Genomic DNA, 17,307 nt, shown 5'->3' with positions numbered 1-17,307 from the left:
CCTGAACTTGTATCAGCACGGGCCGGTTTCTGTGCGAGCCTCGCACGATGAAACATCTGGCGCTCTTTATCTCAGTGTTTGTTTTCGCGGGGCCTGCGCTGTCTCAGGACTGGGCACTGCGCGACAGCGACCGAACCCTGTCGGCCGATGAGGTCGATACCCTTACCGCTGGCCGGACGCTTGTCTTTTACGATGACGGTCGCTCGGCTTACGGACCGGGGGATACCTATTCTTACACCTATGCAGGCGGTCAGTCCGCGCCTGGCCGCTACAGTATCGCCGCTGACGGGACGGTCTGTATCGCGTATCTGAATGGTTTTTCACGATGTGACAGGTATGTGGAGAGTGCCGGGCGTATTGTGCTGCTCACCGAAGACGGCGAACGATATCCTGTCCGGCCCGCCCAAAAATAATGACCCTGCCGGGGCTGGCCCGGACAGGGTCGGAAGGTAGAAAACAAACCTGAATGATTGTTTCGCGTAAGGTTTTAGACAAAAGCGGCTAAAAAGACGTTAACGGTCTGTACGTCAGAGACGCGACAGCAGCGCGGGTGTGGGCCAGGCATCCGCCGGCAGACCAAGCCGCGCCTGTTCTTTCTGTACCGCGGCCCGCGTCCCCGCTCCAAGGATGCCATCGATTTTGCCAACATCATGGCCGCGCGCCTGAAGCCTGCGCTGCAGGGACTTCATGTCTGCGCCCGACAGGCCGGTCTCCGGAGCGCGCGCGTCAAAGACCGGTGCCCCTTCGAGGCGGGTGGCGAAATAGGCGGCTGTCAGCACATAGGTGAAGCTCTGATTCCAGTCGAAATACACGTTGAAATTCGGATAGGCGAGAAAGGCCGGCCCCTTATGCCCCTGTGGCAGGATGAGCGAGGCGGTGAGCCCGTGTGACAGGTTCCCGGAGCGTGCGGAAACGCCCATGGCTTCCCAGTCGCGGACCGGCTTTGACACGTCGACGCCGCTTTGTGACCAGTCCATGCCGGCCGGCACGCGCACTTCCTGAAGCCATGGCTCACCGGCCCGCCAGCCAAAGCTGCTGAGCATCGCAGCCCCGGAGGTCAGCGCATCCGGCGCAGATGTTTTCAGCGAGACACGACCGTCCCCGTCGGCATCCACACCGCTTTCGATGATGTCGCGGGGCAGCATCTGCACCATGCCGATCTCACCGGCCCAGGCACCTGTGGTGGTGGCCGGATCAAAAGCACCGCGCTCGTAAAGCTCAAGGGCGGCAAAGACCTGGGGCCGGAAAAGCTCCGGCCGCCGGCAATCGTGTGACAGCGTCACCAGCGCGTTGGCGGTGTTGAAGTTTCCCTGAAAGCCGCCGTAATCGGTTTCGAACGCCCAGAAGGCCAGCAGGACACCGCGGTTCACCCCGTATGTACGCTCAATCCGGTCGAACACCGCATCATACTGGCCGCTCTTGGCCTGACCCTGTTTCAGACGGGAGGCCGAGATGAGATTGCGGGCAAAATCGATGAAGGGTTTCTGAAACACGCCCTGAGCGCGGTCTGCTTTGAGCACAGACGGGCTTTGCCGGATGCCGGAGAAAAAGCGCCTCGCCGCCGCCGGATCATGGCCGCGTGACACTGCCTCGCGTTCCAGATCCGCGACGAAACCGGAAAATGAACCGCCACAGGCCTGTGCTGCAGGCGGGGCTGCGGCAAGGGTCAGGGCGAGGATGAGTGAAGCAGGGCGCATCGCGGAACTCCGTTCAGAACAAGATGACAAAAACAAAACACAGGGCCAGAAAGAGGCCCCAGGCTCGCCACAGCATGGCGATGGCCGCGTCAATGTCCACATCAGAGAGCGCGCGCCGGCCGTTTTCATTGACGAAGGCAAAATCCTGCATCCTGCCGTCATAGGTGCGGGGCCCCGAGAGCGCGATCCCGAGCGCGCGCGACAGGGCGGCCTCGGGCCAGCCCGCATTGGGCGAGCGGTGCAGCCCGGCATCCGCGCGCACACCGTGCAGATCGGTGACGCGCCCCGCCAGAGCGAGCAGGAGCGCTGTGAGACGGGCCGGGATCAGGTTCATCAGATCATCAAGCCGTGCGGCGGCCCGCCCGAACGCCTCGTATTTCTCAGTGCGGTAGCCGATCATGCTGTCTGCCGTATTGATAAGCTTGTATGTGACAATGCCGGGCAGCCCGCCGATCAGGAACCAGAACGCGGGTGCTATCACCCCGTCCGAGAGGTTCTCTGCCGCACTTTCAATTGCGGACCGGGCGATGGCGCTGTCATCCATCGCAGATGTGTCCCGGCTGACGATCATCGACACGGCGGCGCGGCCTTCATCGCGGGATGACCGCAGAGCCGCAGACACCGCGCTTACGTGCTGGACCAGGGAGCGCTGTGCGAGGAGAATGGCTGCGATGATAACTTCGGCAAGCGGTCCCGCCAGTGACAGCAGAAACCCTGCGCCAAGTCCGCTGACCACGAGGATTACCACGGCGAGGGCCCCGGCAGCCCCGCGACTGTCTCCGGTATTCAGGCGGCGGTCGAGCGCGCCGACCAGCCGTCCCATCAGCACGGCAGGATGTGGCAGGCGTGACCAGAGCCATGCCGGTTCGCCAAAAAGCGCGTCCAGCAAAAGCGCAAATATGAGCAGGGCGGCGAGGCTCAAGAGGGGTCTCCGGACCCCGGGCAGGGGATGGCCGGGCTGCAGGTGACTGATATCATGCTGAAACTCCGGTCAGGCCCGGGACCCGGAACGACTCACATGCGCAGACTTGCCAGTTTGAGTTGAATGAAATAATATTCACCTTTGAGTTGAGTGAATTTCCAGGCATGAATCCGCGCGTCGCAGGTTTTCAGAAAGCGGATTATGGCCACTGGCGCAAGCCGGACGCTGCGTATTTGTATCGGCCCCGGCAAATTAATTATTTGTTAACCTTTCGCGCCGACCACAGTTGCACGCGTTAAAATTAGTAGTTTGATAGGTATTTTCGTGAAAGTTCTCATCGTCGAATGCGACAATAATCTCGGTGGTCTCTGGCAGGGACATCTTGAGCGTGCCGGCATGGTCGTGTCGCGCGTGGCCGATCAGGGGCGGGCGATCGCTTATCTGAGTTCGTTCGACGTCGATGTGATCATCATGAACCTTGTCATCGGCGAAGGCTCGGCGCTCGCTATTGCGGATTATGCCAGCTATCGACACCCCGATGCGCGGATCATTTTTGTCACCAACACGTCGTTTTTCTCCGACGGATCGATCTTTTCCGTGGCCTCAAATGCCTGTGCATTCCTGCCGACACGCACGCCCCCTGACGACCTGACAGCCATGGTGGAGCATCACGGGCACAAGGACGAACACATGGGGCCCGCGCCGGCCTGAACCGGATATCAGCCGCGCCCGTGCGGCGCGTTAAAATCCGGCACAGGGTTGATCGGGATAATCCGGTACGGATTGATCGTCTCGTGGCTGTAGTGATAATGCCGGACGATGTGATCAAAGTTCACAGTCTCTGCGATACCGGGCATCTGATAAAGCTCGCGCAGATAGCCCCGGATCGCCGGGTAATCAATGATCCGCCGCCGGTTGCATTTGAAATGCAGGTGATACACCTGATCAAACCGGATCAGCGTCGTGAAAAGGCGCCAGTCCGCCTCGGTCAGACGGTCGCCCATCAGATAGCGGTTGTCCGTGAGACGCGCCTCAAGCCAGTCCAGTGTGTCAAAGAGCGGATGCACCGCGCCGTCATAAGCCTCCTGGCTGGTGGCAAAGCCGCATTTGTAAACGCCGTTGTTGAGCGTGTCATAGATCCGGTCATTCACCGGCGCGATTGCATCGCGCAGATCGGCAGGCCAGTAATCGTCGGTGTTCCCTGTCACCCCGTCAAAAGCGGAATTGAACATCCTGATGATCTCGGAGCTCTCATTTGACACGATCGTTTCGCGCTCTTTGTCCCACAGAACAGGCACCGTAACGCGCCCGGAAAACACCGGATCTGCGCGGGTGTAGATATCGCGGGCGAAGGGCAGGCCATAGAGCCGGTCACCTGTCGCGCCATACGCATCCGTCCGGAAGGTCCAGCCATCCCCCAGCATGTCGGGATGGACCGCCGATACCTCGATATGCGGCTCCAGCCCTTTGAGCCTGCGAAAGATCAGGGCGCGATGGGCCCATGGGCAGGCATAGCTGACATAGAGGTGATAACGCCCCGAATCGGCGGCAAAGCCCCCGTCGCCGGACGGCCCCGGCGCACCGTCAGCCGTGACCCAGTTCCGGAATTTTGCATCCGCGCGTTTGAATTTTCCACCGGTGGACCCTGTGTCATACCATTTGTCGTGCCACACCCCGTCAACGAGAAGACCCATGCTGAACTCCTTATTTTGCTGATGAACTTAGCCCTGCGGGTCGGGAGGACATACCGGCAGAAATGCGCAGGAGGGGCGGCAGACGCGCACATAACTGTGGCAAAACTATGAAATCTTTACTTGATTTTTGTACATCAGACGCCAACCTGAAGCCGTATGTTAACGGAGTGCACCGGTATGGAAGCGATCTTTTCCAAAGAAATTCAGGACGGCCTGAACGAAGCACGGCTCGCGGCTTTGCGTAAATCCACCCGTCTGAGGGTTGATGTGGACGGAGACCTCACACCCGTACTGCGCATGTGGAAATCCGGCTTCACGACGCAGGCCGGGGGCCCCTCTCTGCGCGGTCTCGTCGATCTTTATGACGGGAGCGTCCACCTTTTTCAGTGTCTGATCGTTGCGACCGAAGAAGAAGCTGGCGAGATGCAGTACGAGTTCAAACGCGCCACAGCCGTTACAGGTAAAGCAGCGCTTGATTTCGAACGTGCCGATGATGCCCCTGTCGGCCTGATTGCCGACGGACGGCAGCCCGAGCCTACTGCAGGTCGCTGAACGCGGCCGTCAGCCGGTCACAGGCCTCCTGGACCCGTGCCCGCGGCGTGGCCAGATTAAAGCGCAGAAAGCTTTCGCCGCCGGTTCCGAAATCCGGGCCCGCGCTTGGTGCGATACGGGCCGTTTTCAGAACCCGCTCCGAGATCTCCTCATAGCTCATACCGGTGCCGGAAAAATCGACCCAGGCCAGATAGGTGGCTTCCAGCGGAAGCGCGTGCACGCCCGGAATGGCATCCATCGCCGAATTGAAGAGCGCCACGTTTTCCGACAGATACCGCACCTGGGCGTCCGCCCATTCGGCACCTTCTTCGGAATAGGCCGCTTCAATCATCGTAAGTCCGAGTGACGAAGGTTTGTAATCAAGCGCGCTGAGACGTGACGCAATACGCTTGCGCAGGGTAATATCGGGGATGATCATGTTGCCCGTCCGCTGACCCGCAATGTTAAAGGTCTTGGATGCAGCCGTGGCCACGATGAGCCTGTCGGTGATGTCGGGCGCTGCCACATGCATCGGCACGAACCGGTTGCCCGGATAGACAAGATCCTGATGCACCTCGTCAGACACGAGAATAAGATCATTGCGGCGCGCAAAGTCAGCCACTTCGCGCAGCTCATCCGCCGTCCAGACCCGCCCCGAGGGGTTCTGCGGCGAGCACCAGAGCAGAACGGTCTCCCTGCCGGTAAGCCGGTTCTGCGCGTCCTCCATATCAAGCTCATAGCGGTCGCCGTCACGTTTCAGCGGACATTCGGTCACGTGCCGCCCTGCGCGGTTAATCTTCATCCTGAATTCGTGATAGACGGGTGTGAATGTCGCCACATGGTCTCCGGGCGCGCTGCAGACATCGAGCACCACGGCGATTGCGTTGCCCAGCCCCTGTGCCGTCAGAATCCAGTTCTGCTCAATCTCCCAGCCGTGCCGGTTCTTCATCCACCACTGAATTGCGGCGTGGTATTCATCATAGGCCGGCACATATCCGAAAATCCCGTGATCCGCCGCGCGCCGCAGCGCATCAGTCACGCAGGGTGCTGTGGGCCAGTCGCTGTCGGCGGTCCACATCGCAATCCCGTCATCCGGCGACACCCCGTAAAGACGCTCCATGTAATCCCATTTGCCACTGTGAGTGCCGCGACGGTCAGTCATGGTATCAAAGCGCGGGTCGGCAACGGGCTGGACGGTCATGGTTATCTCCTGAACATGGTGCTGCATAGCTAACCGGTTTACGGTCCGCTGCAAGGGGCGGTTGCGCTCTCTGTGTTGCAGCGCGGCCATTCCTCGCCTAAATGAAGGCCATGAAACGCAACATCCTTCTGCATCCCGACCCGCGGCTGAAAAAGACCGCCGCCCCCGTTGCTGATCTCAGCGATGAACTGCGCGCTCTGGCCGATGATATGCTGGAGACGATGTATGATGCACCGGGCATCGGGCTCGCGGCTCCTCAGGTCGGCGTTCCCGAGCGCCTGATTGTACTCGATTGCGTGAAAGGCGAGAACGAAAAACCCCGCCCGCTCATTATGTTCAATCCGGAAATCATCGCGGCCTCGGACGAGACCAGCGTCTATGAGGAAGGGTGCCTGTCGATCCCGGAACAGTTTGCCGATGTCACCCGCCCGGCGGAAGTGGACGTGCGCTGGACCGACCGCGATGGCAGAGAGCAGCAGGAAACGTTTACCGGGCTCTGGGCCACCTGTGCCCAGCACGAAATCGACCACCTCGATGGCAAACTCTTTATCGATTATCTCAAGCCGCTCCGGCGCCAGATGATCACCCGCAAAATGGTCAAACTGAAACGCGAACTGGCGCGCGCATGAGCGTCCTGCCGATCCTGCAGTGGCCGGATCCGCGGCTGGCCCGGGTCTGCACGGATATCCCTGCCGTCACACCTGATATCGCGCGCCTTGCCGCGGATATGCTTGAGACGATGTATGCCGCACCCGGGCGCGGCCTTGCTGCCCCGCAGGTGGGCGTGATGCAGCGTATCTTTGTGATGGACGCCTGCTGGAAAGACGCGGAGCCCGCGCCCCTTGTCTTTATCAACCCGGTGCTGATTGCGGTCTCAGAGGATGAAGTGACACGCGATGAAGGGTGCCTGTCGATCCCCGGTATTCTGGCAGGGGTGACGCGTCCGGCGCGGGTCGAAACGGCCTGGACCGATCTTCAGGGCGCGGAGCAGCGCGCATGGTTTGAGGGATTTGAGGCGGCCTGTGTGCAGCATGAGCTTGATCATCTGAACGGCATTGTCACTCTGGATCATCTGAGTGAACCGGTCAGGGCGGAGCTGCTGAGCACACGGGACACGGCACTGACATGACACAGCGCGCTTTTGTGATGTGGCCCGATCCGCGTCTGCGCACTGTGGCGGAACCGGTTGGCGCCGTCACGGATGAGATCCGCACCCTCTGGGACGATATGATCGAGACAATGGACGCGATGCCCGGCGTGGGTCTGGCCGCCCCGCAGATCGGCGTCATGCTGCGGGTGGCCGTGATCGATGCCTCGGATGCGCGCAACCGCCGCATCCGGCTGGCCAATCCTGAGATTATTGATGCCTCATCGGTTTTCCACGAGCACGATGAGGCGAGTCCGAACCTGCCGGGCTTCAGTGCGGTGATCAGACGACCGCGCGGCGTTGCGGTGCGGTTCCTGGATGAAACCGGCGCGTTGACCCGGCGCGATTTCGTCGGGCTGGAAGCCACCAGCGTGCAGCATCAGATTGATCACCTGAACGGCAGAATGTATTTCGACCGGCTGAGCAAAGTGAAACGGGATATGCTGCTGCGCAGGGCACGCAAACTGCAGAGCTGAGAAACGGGGGACGGATCATGCGCGTGATATTCATGGGAACGCCGGAGTTTTCCGTGCCGGTACTGGAAGCGCTGGTCGCTGCCGGTCATGAGATTGCCTGCGTCTATTGTCAGCCGCCGCGCCCTGCGGGCCGTGGTAAGAAAGAACGCCCGGTGCCGGTTGAGGCACGCGCCCGCGACATGGGGCTGGAGGTGCGCCACCCGGTCTCGCTGAAATCCGAAGAGGCGCAGACCGACTTTGCGGCTTTGAACGCGGATGTGGCGGTTGTCGTTGCCTATGGTCTGATCCTGCCGCAGGCGGTGCTGGATGCCCCCGCGCAGGGCTGTCTGAACATCCATGCAAGCCTGTTGCCGCGCTGGCGCGGGGCGGCACCCATCCACCGCGCGATCATGGCCGGGGACGCGGAAACCGGTGTCTGCATCATGCAGATGGAGGCCGGCCTCGATACCGGCCCGGTGCTCCTGCGCGAGGCCACGCCGATCGGTGCGGAAGAGACCACAGGCGCGCTGCACGACCGGCTGAGCGCGATGGGGGCGGCGCTGATCACCCGAGCGCTTGAGCATCTGCCGACGCTGGTGCCGCAACCGCAGCCTGAGACCGGGGTGAGCTATGCGGCCAAGATCGACAAAGCCGAGGCGCGTATCGACTGGACCCGCCCGGCAGAAGAAACCGACCGCCGGATCCGCGGGCTCTCGCCGTTTCCCGGCGCCTGGACGACGCAGGGAGAGACCCGCATCAAACTGCTGGCCTCAAAACCGGCGGAGGGCGGGGGCGCGCCGGGTACCGTGCTGCATGATCCGCTGCGGGTCGCCTGTGGCGAGGGTGCGGTTGAACTCATGCGGCTGCAACGCGCCGGCGGCAGCGCACAGAACGCTGATGAATTCCTGCGGGGCCGGCTGCTGGCCCCCGGCACGGTCCTCTGAGGAGAAAACGCATGTTTCCAACCCTGATCGGCACAATCGTGATCGCGGGCATCGTCGGATACCTCTCCGAGCGCTCAGGTTTTACCCGTAACGGTATCCTGCAGAGCATCATCATCTGCGTGGGCGGGGCGTTTGTGTTTTATTTCATCACGCTGATGTTCGGGATCGGCTTCAGAAGCCCGGGCATGAACGCCATCCTCGCCTCAGTCGGTGCGCTGATCATCGTGCCGTTTCACTGGCGCAGATAGGTTATTCCGCCGGGGTCGGCGAGAGCGCCTCTTCATCGTCGCGCGCAGGCGCCCGCACGCAGAGCCGCAGCAGCGGTGGCACCGTCAGCAGCGTCAGAAACGCCGACATCGACAGACCGCCGACAACCACAGCACCGAGGCCGCGGTAAAGCTCCGACCCCTCGCCCGGGAAGACGACCAGCGGCAGCATGCCGAAAACGGACGTCAGCGTGGACATAAAGATCGGACGGATGCGGTTGCGCGTGGCCTCTTCGATGGCCTCGATGGGCGGCATGCCCTCGTCGCGCAGGTGATAAAGCGTCTGATGCACGATCAGGATGGCATTGTTGACCACGATACCGACCAGAATGATGAACCCCAGCAGGGTCAGCATATCCAGTGGCTGCGTCTGGAAGGTATTGAGCAGCGCCAGCCCGCCCACGCCGCCCGCAGCCGCAACAGGCACCGAGATCAGAATAACCAGTGGCAGCACGAAGCTTTCAAAGAGGATCGCCATGACCAGAAAGACGATCACCAGCGCCACGGCGAGGTTGATCTGAATGGCGTCCCAGGTCTGGCTGAGCTGATCGGCGGTGCCGGAAACGCTCACGCGGATGCCATCGGGCAGGCCGCGTTCCGTCAGCACGCTGACAACCTCTGCCTCCAGCAGTTCAACCGCGGCCTCAAGGGGCAGGGCGTCTGAGGGCCGGACCTCGAGCGTGACAGTGCGCAACCGGTCACGGTGCCGGATCTCGGTCGGGCCGGCGGTGACCACCACCTCGGCCAGCGCCGAGACGGGCACGATCTCTCCGCCGGGGGTGACCACCGGATAATTGCCGATGTCCTGGGTGCGCTGTGCGGTCTGCAGACCCGGATCGCCTTTGAGCATCAGGTTGATCCGCTCGGCACCCACGGTAATCTCTGCCACGCGCAGCCCGTCGTTGAAGGCATCAACGGTGGTCGCCAGATCGGAACTGCTGAGCCCCGCATCGGCAAGGCGCAGCCGGTCGGGCACCAGCCGGACTTCGGGCGCGCCAAGCTCAAGGCCGGGGATGGGGCGGAACTGGTGCCCTTCAGAGCGCGGCAGCAGGCCCGAGATGATGCCCGCGGCCTGACCTGCAACACCGAGGATCTCGTCGAGATCCTGACCGGAGATATTGAGCTCAATGGTGCGCCCGCCGCCCACGCCACGGCCAAAGAGCGATGGCTGTGTCATAAAGCCGAAAGTGCCGGGTTCGGCGAAAATCGGACCTGAAAGAACCGGGATAAGCTCGCTCGCGCGGCTGCCATCGACGGCGGCAGCGCCGACAAAGCTCGCGCCCGGTCGGGCAACAAAGAAGAAGTTCTCGATCGTCGGTGTGCCCTCGGCGGTTTCGGTTTCGGGGGCGGCCTCCCAGAGCGGGCGGGCCACGGCCTCGATGCGCTGTGCGATGGTTTCCGTGGTGTCGAGATTGTACCCGGGCGGCGGAATAATCAGGCCGAACACGAGGTTCCGGTTGCCTTCGGGCAGGTATTCCAGTCGCGGCAGAAAGGCGATGCTGGCCACGCCCGCGCCCCCCGCTATCAGCACAACCATCATCAGGCCGATGGCCCGGAACCGCACGGTGAGACGCACATAGGCCATCACAAGGCCATGAAAGGCGCCGGCCAGATGATCCAGACCCCAGATTCGCATTGTGCTCTGCGTCCCACGTTTCAGCAGCCGGCTTGCGAGCGCCGGGATCACCGTGACGGCAACCACCAGCGACAGCAGGACCGAAACCGAAATAGCCACCGCGATGTCACGGAAAAGCTGACCCGCTTCAAGCTGCATGATCAGAATGGGCACAAAGACCAGCACCGTGGTCAGTGCCGACACAAGGATAGCACCCCAGACCTGACGCGCCCCGATATAAGCCGCCTCGCGCCTTGATTTACCCTGTTCGCGCAGCCGGTAGATGTTTTCCAGCACCACGATGGCCGCATCCACGATCATGCCCACGGCAAAGGCGATACCCGCGAGCGAAATGACGTTCAGCGTCCGCCCTGTGGCGGCCATGGCCACAAATGTCGCGACGATACTGACCGGGATCGCGAGCGAGACCACCAGTGTCGCCCGCGGGCTGCGCAGGAACATCAGCAGAACCAGCGCGGCAAGTCCGCCGCCGATCCAGATGTTCTGTGTCACCAGACTGATCGCGCCGTTGATATAGACCGTCTCGTCATAGACCTGGCGCATTCTGAGCCCGGCATCGGTGACCGGTCCGTCGTTAAGTTCGGTCAGAACCTCGCGCACGGCTTCCATGGTTTCGATGACATTGGCGCCTGGCTCGCGCACGATATTGAAGGCCAGCCCGGGCTCACCACGAAAGCGCAGGCGCGCCGTGGGATCCTCATAGGCAAAGCTCACATCGGCCACGTCGCCTACGCGCACCCGGCCCGATCCGCCGGCGCTGATATCAGAGCGCAGCACGACCGAGCGGATCGCCTCGACTGTGTTCAGATTGCCTTCGGCCCGCACGATATAACGCCGCTTGCCTTCTTCGACATCGCCCGCGGACAGTGAGATGTTTTCACTGCGCAGCACCCGCACGACTTCCGGCACGGTCAGATCAAAGCGCGACAGACGGCGCGGATCGACCACCACCTGCAGTTCCTGCGTGACCCCGCCAAAGACGTTAACGGCGGAGACCCCTTCGATGCGTTCAACACGGTCTTTGATCACATCCTCGACGAAGTCGCCGAAGGTTGCCATGACGCGGTTATTACCCTCCAGCGCCGTCAGCAGCACCCACGCAATAGGACTGTCATCAGCACCCGATGTGTCGAGCGAGGGCTCCCCGGCCTCGTCGGGGTAATCGCCCACGCGGTCGAGGCGGTTGGAGACCAGCAGCAGGGACTGGCTCATATCGGTGCCGATGCCGAACTCCAGGGTGATCTCGGCCTGCCCCGTGCGCGCGCTGGAGGTCATAATGTCGAGCCCGTCGAGCCCGCGCAGTGCTTCTTCCTGCGGGTTGATGATCTCGCGCTCGACCTCGGAGGGCGCGGCACCCGGCCAGACGGTTTCGATCACCACAATCGGTTTGCGCACGTCGGGTGCCAGCTGGATCGGGATGCGGCTGACCGCGATGATGCCAAAAAGCACCGCCATGATCACGGCGGCAATAACAGCGACCGGGCGCTCGATTGCAAAGCGGATGATATCCATGCGGCGCTACCCCTGATCCGCGCCGCCCATAGGCGCGATATCCTGGCCCGGGCGCAGGCGTTCGTTGCCGCGGGTGACGACCACGTCGCCTTCGGCCAGCCCGTCAAGCACCTCGAAACGGTCGCCAAGGGCCACTCCGATCTGCACCATGCGCGGCTGAGCCTTGCCGTCCTCGCTGACGAAAACGGTCCAGCCGCCACGCGCCTGAACCAGCGCGTCTTTGGGCACCGAGAGCACGTCGCGAGGTTTGCTGATGGGGATCGAGACGGTGAGCGACTGCCCGATGGCAGTGCCGGGCATTTCCAGCAGACGCGGTGAGGTAAAGCGCACAGGCCGGGTGCGGGTGGAGGGGTCCTCTACGGGCAGCAGGACGCGCACCGTCATGTCGAGCTTTTCGCCGGTTTCGGTGGTGCCTTTGACCGCCAGCCCGGTTTTCAGCACGCTGATGTAGCGCGCCGGCACGCTCGCTTCGACCTCAAAGGCGGAGATATCCAGCAGGGAGACAACCGGAGCGCCCGAGCTGATAAATTCGCCGGGGTTGGTGTGCACGTCGAGCACGATGCCGGTGAAAGGCGCGGTAATGCGGGCGCGTTCAAGCTGGTACCGGGTCTCGGCAAGGGCTGCTTCGGCGCTTTGCACCCGGGCCTCGGCTTCGGCAAGCTGACCCTGTGCCTCGAAGTAATTGCCCTGAGCCTCGTCAAAACGGCTGGTGGAGAAAGAAGTGGTATCGCGCAGGCCCTCGATACGGTTGAGCGCATTCAGCGCGCGTTCGGTGCGCGCCTCTGCCGTGGCGATGCCGGCACTGGCTTCCGCACGGCGGGCCTCGGCCTGGCGGTTGAGGATGCTCAGCAGTTCGGTGTCGAGCTCGGCCAGAACCTCGCCCTGGGCCACCAGTACGCCTTCGAGCACGAGAACTCTGTCGATGGTGCCGGAGATGCGGCTGGCGATGGTACCCTCGCGCGATGTGACGACCTCTGCAAAAAGCGGAATGGTCTCGGCAATGCTGCGGGTCTCAACGGTTTCCACGCCGACGGCGGCGGCCCGCCCCTGTGCAAGGGCAGGTGGGCCGCCCGCGGCAAAGATCAGCATTGCGGTAATGGCAAAGGCCCGGACGGGATCGGGAAGGCGCATCATCGGGAAGCCCTTTGGGAAAAGTTGTTTCAGAGACAGTACAGACCTAGCGTTTTTCGGCTGAATTCAAAGGATATATCCGATCCGTCGCCGGGAGTGTAACACAATGGCGTCAGATGACTATTGTTTCAGCGGTCCGCTCAGCTTTCCGGGGGCGCGCCGCCGGCCTGCGATTTCACAGCGACATATTCCTGCAGCCGTGCCAGAGCCTCGGGGTCGACCCTGGGGCCGGGCGCTTCATTCAGGATTTTCTGCCACAGATCAGAGGCCCGGGTTGTGGTATCCACCGCACCCCGTTCCGACCAGGTACCGTAATTCGACAGATCACCGATCAGCGGTTCGTAAAAGGCAGTCTGGTAGCGTTCCATCGTGTGCTGCGCGCCAAAGAAATGCCCGCCCGGCTGCACTTCGGCCAGCGCATCAAGGGCGATATCGGCGTCTTCCGCACTGGTGCCGGCACAAAGCTCGGCCACCATCTGCAGCACCTCAACATCGGTGATCAGCTTTTCATAGGAAACGGTCAGCCCGCCCTCCAGCCAGCCCGCCGCATGCAGAACTACCGTGGCGCCCGACAGAAGACAGCCCCAGAGGCCGAACTGCGTTTCCTGTGCCGCCTGAACATCGCTGAGGTTGGCAGCCGAGCCGGTAGCGCAGCGCCAGGGCAGCCCGGTGCGCCCGGCAAGCTGGCCCGCCACGACGCTCGCCGTGAAATGTTCGGGCGTGCCGAAAGCGGGCGCGCCCGATTTCATATCCACGTTTGAGGTGAACGTACCATAGCAGACCGGCGCGCCGGGGCGCACAAGCTGCGTCAGCGCGATGGCGGCCAGCGCTTCGGCGTGGCTCAGCGTCATGGCGCCGGCGACCGTGACAGGCGCCATCGCGCCCATCAGCGTAAAAGGGGTCACGATGCTGATCTGTCCGGCGCGTGCGAAATCGATCAGACCGCGCGCCATGGGGATGTCGATCTGGCGCGGCGAATTGGTGTTTATGATCGTATAGGAATGGCTCTCCGCTCGGAATTCTTCATCCGAAAGCCCCCGAAAATCCTGCAGCATTTCAAAGCTTTGTTCGGTCTGCGGCGTGCCGCGCGCAAAGATGAAGGGCACCTTGTCAGACTGTGCCATCATCGTTTCCATGGTCATATAGTGGCGCAGATGCATGGGCACGTCCTGCGGCTCAACAAGCGGCGGCATCATATGCAGCACGTCAAAATACTGCGTCAGTTTCACCAGTTCAGCAAAATCCTGCCCCCGGCCGGGCCGTCTGCCGCGCACCAGATCGGTGGCATGCGGCGCACCGGCACCGGGCTGAAACACCAGTGATCCCTGTTCCAGCAACACGTCGCGTGGCCGGGCACCACCGCGCACGGTCACCGATTTCGGTGCGGTGACAAGCGCGGCGTCGATGATCTCGCGCCCGATCCGCACCATCTCTGTGCTGTCATCAACGCGCGCGCCGGCTCTGGCGAAGAGGGTGCGCGCCTCGGGAAGCAGAACTTTGAGCCCGAGGTCTTCCAGAACAGAAAGAGCGGCCTCGTGGATCGCGGCAATCCGGTCGTCAGTGAAGACACGGGCCGGCGGGAAGGGGTTGCGCAGACTGCGGTAGTTGATGTCGCGCGCCGGTGCGGGCGTGCTGCCGCCACGCCGGGTGCGGCGTCGCCCTTTATTCTCCGCGATGGTCACGTCCGCATGGCCTGTCCCGCCGGGTCATAAGGCGAAGGCGCGATGACTTTGGCGTTCTTTTCCACGCCGACCACATGCACCGACAGGTCTGAGCCTTCTGCGCAATGCGCCACATCCACGAGCGCCATGGCCAGCGATTTGCCGGTTGTGTGCCCGTAGCCGCCTGAGGTGACGAAGCCAACTTTTTCGGCCCCCGCCCAGACCGGCTCATAGCCGCTGGCATCCGCTTCATCCGCCGCAATTTCCAGCGTCACAAGGCGGCGCGCGGGTCCGTTGCCGTCGCGTTCCGCAAGGGCCGCCGCTTTGCCGGTGAAGTCCTTGTTCCAGTCGATCCAGCGGTCCATGCCGGTCATGCCAGCGGTGTATCCCTGGGTAAATTCCGCATTCCAGATGCCAAAGCTTTTCTCCAGCCGCAGGCTCAGCAGGGCGTTGAACCCGACTTCGCGGATACCCGCATCCGCCCCGGCCTTCAGCAGGATCCGCCGCAGGGTGGCGTGATCGCCCGCGCGGCAATGGATCTCATAGCCAAGCTCACCCGTGACCGAGAGCCGCCCGACTTTACAGCGCAGCAACCCGATATCGAAACTCCCGCAGCCCATAAAGGGCAGATCGCCCACCGGCCCGTCGGTCAGCTTTTCAATCACCGCGCGCGATTTCGGACCTGAAAGAGAGAAGCCGGCAGTATCATCGCCCAGATCGCGAACCTGAACCCCCTCGTCTATGTGATCATCAAACCACCGTAGGTGCCAGGCGCGCAGGTAGTAGCTGCCCATGATCCACCATGTGGTTTGTCCGTCCGGGTCCGGGCCCCAGTTAAACACGGTCAGATCACCCTTGAGCCGGCCGTCTTCGGCCAGCATCGGTGCCAGCCGCGCGCGCCCGGGTCCTGGAAGTTTTGACGCCATAATTCTGTCGAGCCACTTCTCCGCTCCCGGCCCCGTCACCTCAAAGCGGGAAAACCCGGAGATATCCAGCAGGCCCACGCCTTCGCGCACTGCCCGGCACTCATCGGCGACGATCGGAAAGGCATTGGAGCGTTTGAGCGCGGGCGTTTCCTCAAAACCGGTCTCAGCGAAGTAGAGCGGCACTTCGAGATCCCAGCTCTGCCCCCACTGACAGCCCGCCGCGGTCATATCCGCGTAAGCGCCCGGCGTTTTCAGCACCCGGCCCGCGGGCAGCTGTTCGTTGGGATAGGTCATTACGAACCGGCGGGTATAGAACTGGCCGGTGGTCTCTTTGATATACTGTTTGTTCTCTGCCCAGATGCCATAGCGCGCGATATCCATGCCATAAACATCGGCCTCGGGCGTGCCGTGGATCATCCATTCAGCAAGGCTTTTGCCGACGCCGCCGCCCTGCAGGAAACCCGCCATCACGGCACAGGCCGACCAGTAGCCCCGCTTGCCGCGTACCGGTCCCACAAGCGGATTGCCGTCCGGCGAGAAAGTGAAGGCACCATTGACCCAGGTCTTCACGCCGACCTCCTGCAGGCAGGGGTATCGGTTGAACCCCAGGGTCAGCTCATGCTCGATCCGGTCAGGGTCTTCCTGCTGCAGCTCAAAGCCGTATTCCCAGGGCGCGCCGTCCATCATCCAGTGCTGGTGGTTGATCTCATAGATGCCCAGCAACACCCCTTTCTGATCCTGCCGCAGATAGGTGAAACCTTCCAGATCGACGGTCATCGGAACCTCGAAGTCCAGCTCTTCCAGCTGCGGGATCGTGTCAGAGATCAGATAGTGGTGGTTGAGGGGGCTCACCGGCAGTTCGATGCCCGCCATGCGCCCGACCTGCTTGGCCCAGAGGCCGGCTGCATTGACCACATGTTCGCAGGACACCGTGCCCTTTTCGGTGACAACTTCCCAGCCCTGCAGCGTCTGGTTCAGTTCCAGCACCCGGTTGCGCTCGATCACTTCCGCACCGCGCTTTCTGGCAGCGCCCGCATAGGCATGCACCGTGCCGGTGGTGTCGATATAGCCTTCGCGGTCGGCCCACATGCCGCCCAGAAGACCCTCGCCCGACATGATCGGATTGAGCGCCACGGCCTCTTCGGTGCTCACAAGGCGACAGTCTTCGATGCCGATGGACTGGAAGGTGCGGTAGGCCGATTGCAGCCATTCCCAGCGGTCCGGCGTACCGGCCATCGTAAGCCCGCCGGTCATGTGAAGCCCGATGTTCTGGCCACTTTCGGCTTCGATTTCGCTCAGCAGATCGATGGTATAGGCCTGCAGCCCGGCAATGTTGGGGTCTGCGTTCAGCGCGTGGATGCCGCCTGCGGCGTGCCAGCTGGAGCCGGCGGTCAGCACAGAGCGCTCAATGAGGCAGACATCGGTCCAGCCAAGCTTTGCCAGGTGATAAAGAACCGACGCACCGACGACGCCTCCCCCGATGACGACCACGCGGTAATGCGATTTCATGCCCGATCTCCTGAACAGCCTGCCGGTGATACTGTACACAACTGTCCAGTATCACCGGGACGCTAGGCGCAAAGC

The 17,307-nt window shown here is 62.4% G+C and carries 16 protein-coding genes; 8 read left to right on the top strand and 8 right to left on the bottom strand.

Annotation, left to right across the window (positions count from 1 at the left end; translation table 11 throughout):
• The first annotated feature begins 47 nt into the window (after nt 1-47).
• The gene (locus G3256_RS16450; protein ID WP_169641854.1) at nt 48-413 is read left to right on the top strand and encodes a hypothetical protein; all 366 of its coding nucleotides are present in this window, start codon (nt 48-50) and stop codon (nt 411-413) included.
• A gap of 114 nt (nt 414-527) precedes the next feature.
• Here the strand turns inward: G3256_RS16450 and G3256_RS16445 are convergent, their stop codons facing one another.
• Nucleotides 528-1,697: a lytic murein transglycosylase gene (locus tag G3256_RS16445; RefSeq protein WP_169641853.1), complete on the bottom strand. Its 1,170-nt coding sequence runs from the start codon at nt 1,695-1,697 to the stop codon at nt 528-530.
• Between the two features lie 13 nt (nt 1,698-1,710).
• On the bottom strand, nt 1,711-2,619 hold the full coding sequence (gene cbiB, locus G3256_RS16440; RefSeq protein WP_169641852.1) for an adenosylcobinamide-phosphate synthase CbiB: 909 nt from the start codon (nt 2,617-2,619) through the stop codon (nt 1,711-1,713).
• Between the two features lie 324 nt (nt 2,620-2,943).
• Between cbiB and G3256_RS16435 the strand changes: the two genes are divergently transcribed.
• Complete coding sequence (locus G3256_RS16435; protein WP_169641851.1) at nt 2,944-3,330, top strand: DNA-binding transcriptional response regulator; 387 nt, start codon at nt 2,944-2,946, stop codon at nt 3,328-3,330.
• Nucleotides 3,331-3,338: 8 nt separating this feature from the next.
• Here the strand turns inward: G3256_RS16435 and G3256_RS16430 are convergent, their stop codons facing one another.
• Nucleotides 3,339-4,313, bottom strand: a complete 975-nt coding sequence (locus G3256_RS16430; protein WP_169641850.1) for a glutathione S-transferase family protein — start codon at nt 4,311-4,313, stop codon at nt 3,339-3,341.
• 177 nt (nt 4,314-4,490) lie between these two features.
• Here G3256_RS16430 and G3256_RS16425 point away from each other — a divergent pair, with 177 nt between their 5' ends.
• Complete coding sequence (locus tag G3256_RS16425) at nt 4,491-4,865, top strand: hypothetical protein (protein ID WP_169641849.1); 375 nt, start codon at nt 4,491-4,493, stop codon at nt 4,863-4,865.
• Here G3256_RS16425 and G3256_RS16420 read toward each other — a convergent pair.
• Nucleotides 4,849-6,045, bottom strand: a complete 1,197-nt coding sequence (locus tag G3256_RS16420; protein ID WP_206040765.1) for a MalY/PatB family protein — start codon at nt 6,043-6,045, stop codon at nt 4,849-4,851. The genes G3256_RS16425 and G3256_RS16420 overlap by 17 nt on opposite strands.
• A 110-nt stretch (nt 6,046-6,155) precedes the next feature.
• Between G3256_RS16420 and def (G3256_RS16415) the strand changes: the two genes are divergently transcribed.
• The 5 genes from def (G3256_RS16415) to G3256_RS16395 are packed head-to-tail and all read left to right on the top strand — an operon-like array spanning nt 6,156 to nt 8,839.
• Nucleotides 6,156-6,674 carry a peptide deformylase gene (gene def, locus G3256_RS16415; protein WP_169641848.1) on the top strand — a complete coding sequence of 173 codons (519 nt, stop codon included), beginning with the start codon at nt 6,156-6,158 and terminating at the stop codon, nt 6,672-6,674.
• Nucleotides 6,671-7,174, top strand: a complete 504-nt coding sequence (gene def / locus G3256_RS16410) for a peptide deformylase (protein ID WP_169641847.1) — start codon at nt 6,671-6,673, stop codon at nt 7,172-7,174. The genes def (G3256_RS16415) and def (G3256_RS16410) overlap by 4 nt, the downstream gene beginning before the upstream one ends.
• Nucleotides 7,171-7,668 carry a peptide deformylase gene (gene def / locus G3256_RS16405; RefSeq protein WP_169641846.1) on the top strand — a complete coding sequence of 166 codons (498 nt, stop codon included), beginning with the start codon at nt 7,171-7,173 and terminating at the stop codon, nt 7,666-7,668. Before def (G3256_RS16410) ends, def (G3256_RS16405) begins: the two co-directional genes overlap by 4 nt.
• A gap of 17 nt (nt 7,669-7,685) precedes the next feature.
• Nucleotides 7,686-8,591 (top strand): methionyl-tRNA formyltransferase, encoded by a 906-nt coding sequence (gene fmt / locus G3256_RS16400; RefSeq protein ID WP_169641845.1) that lies wholly within the window; start codon nt 7,686-7,688, stop codon nt 8,589-8,591.
• Between the two features lie 11 nt (nt 8,592-8,602).
• On the top strand, nt 8,603-8,839 hold the full coding sequence (locus tag G3256_RS16395) for a hypothetical protein (RefSeq protein ID WP_169641844.1): 237 nt from the start codon (nt 8,603-8,605) through the stop codon (nt 8,837-8,839).
• 1 nt (nt 8,840) lies between these two features.
• Here G3256_RS16395 and G3256_RS16390 read toward each other — a convergent pair whose 3' ends face one another.
• The 4 genes from G3256_RS16390 to G3256_RS16375 form a co-directional block, all read right to left on the bottom strand.
• Nucleotides 8,841-12,005 carry an efflux RND transporter permease subunit gene (locus tag G3256_RS16390; protein ID WP_169641843.1) on the bottom strand — a complete coding sequence of 1,055 codons (3,165 nt, stop codon included), beginning with the start codon at nt 12,003-12,005 and terminating at the stop codon, nt 8,841-8,843.
• A gap of 6 nt (nt 12,006-12,011) precedes the next feature.
• Nucleotides 12,012-13,139, bottom strand: a complete 1,128-nt coding sequence (locus tag G3256_RS16385; protein ID WP_169641842.1) for an efflux RND transporter periplasmic adaptor subunit — start codon at nt 13,137-13,139, stop codon at nt 12,012-12,014.
• A gap of 137 nt (nt 13,140-13,276) precedes the next feature.
• Complete coding sequence (locus G3256_RS16380) at nt 13,277-14,818, bottom strand: trimethylamine methyltransferase family protein (RefSeq protein WP_169641841.1); 1,542 nt, start codon at nt 14,816-14,818, stop codon at nt 13,277-13,279.
• The gene (locus G3256_RS16375) at nt 14,815-17,232 is read right to left on the bottom strand and encodes a GcvT family protein (RefSeq protein WP_169641840.1); all 2,418 of its coding nucleotides are present in this window, start codon (nt 17,230-17,232) and stop codon (nt 14,815-14,817) included. Before G3256_RS16375 ends, G3256_RS16380 begins: the two co-directional genes overlap by 4 nt.
• Nucleotides 17,233-17,307: the final 75 nt, after the last annotated feature.

Origin of the sequence: Roseobacter ponti, from assembly GCF_012932215.1 — a bacterium.
Taxonomy (GTDB): domain Bacteria; phylum Pseudomonadota; class Alphaproteobacteria; order Rhodobacterales; family Rhodobacteraceae; genus Roseobacter; species Roseobacter ponti.
This window is presented reverse-complemented; position numbering and strand designations above follow the sequence as displayed.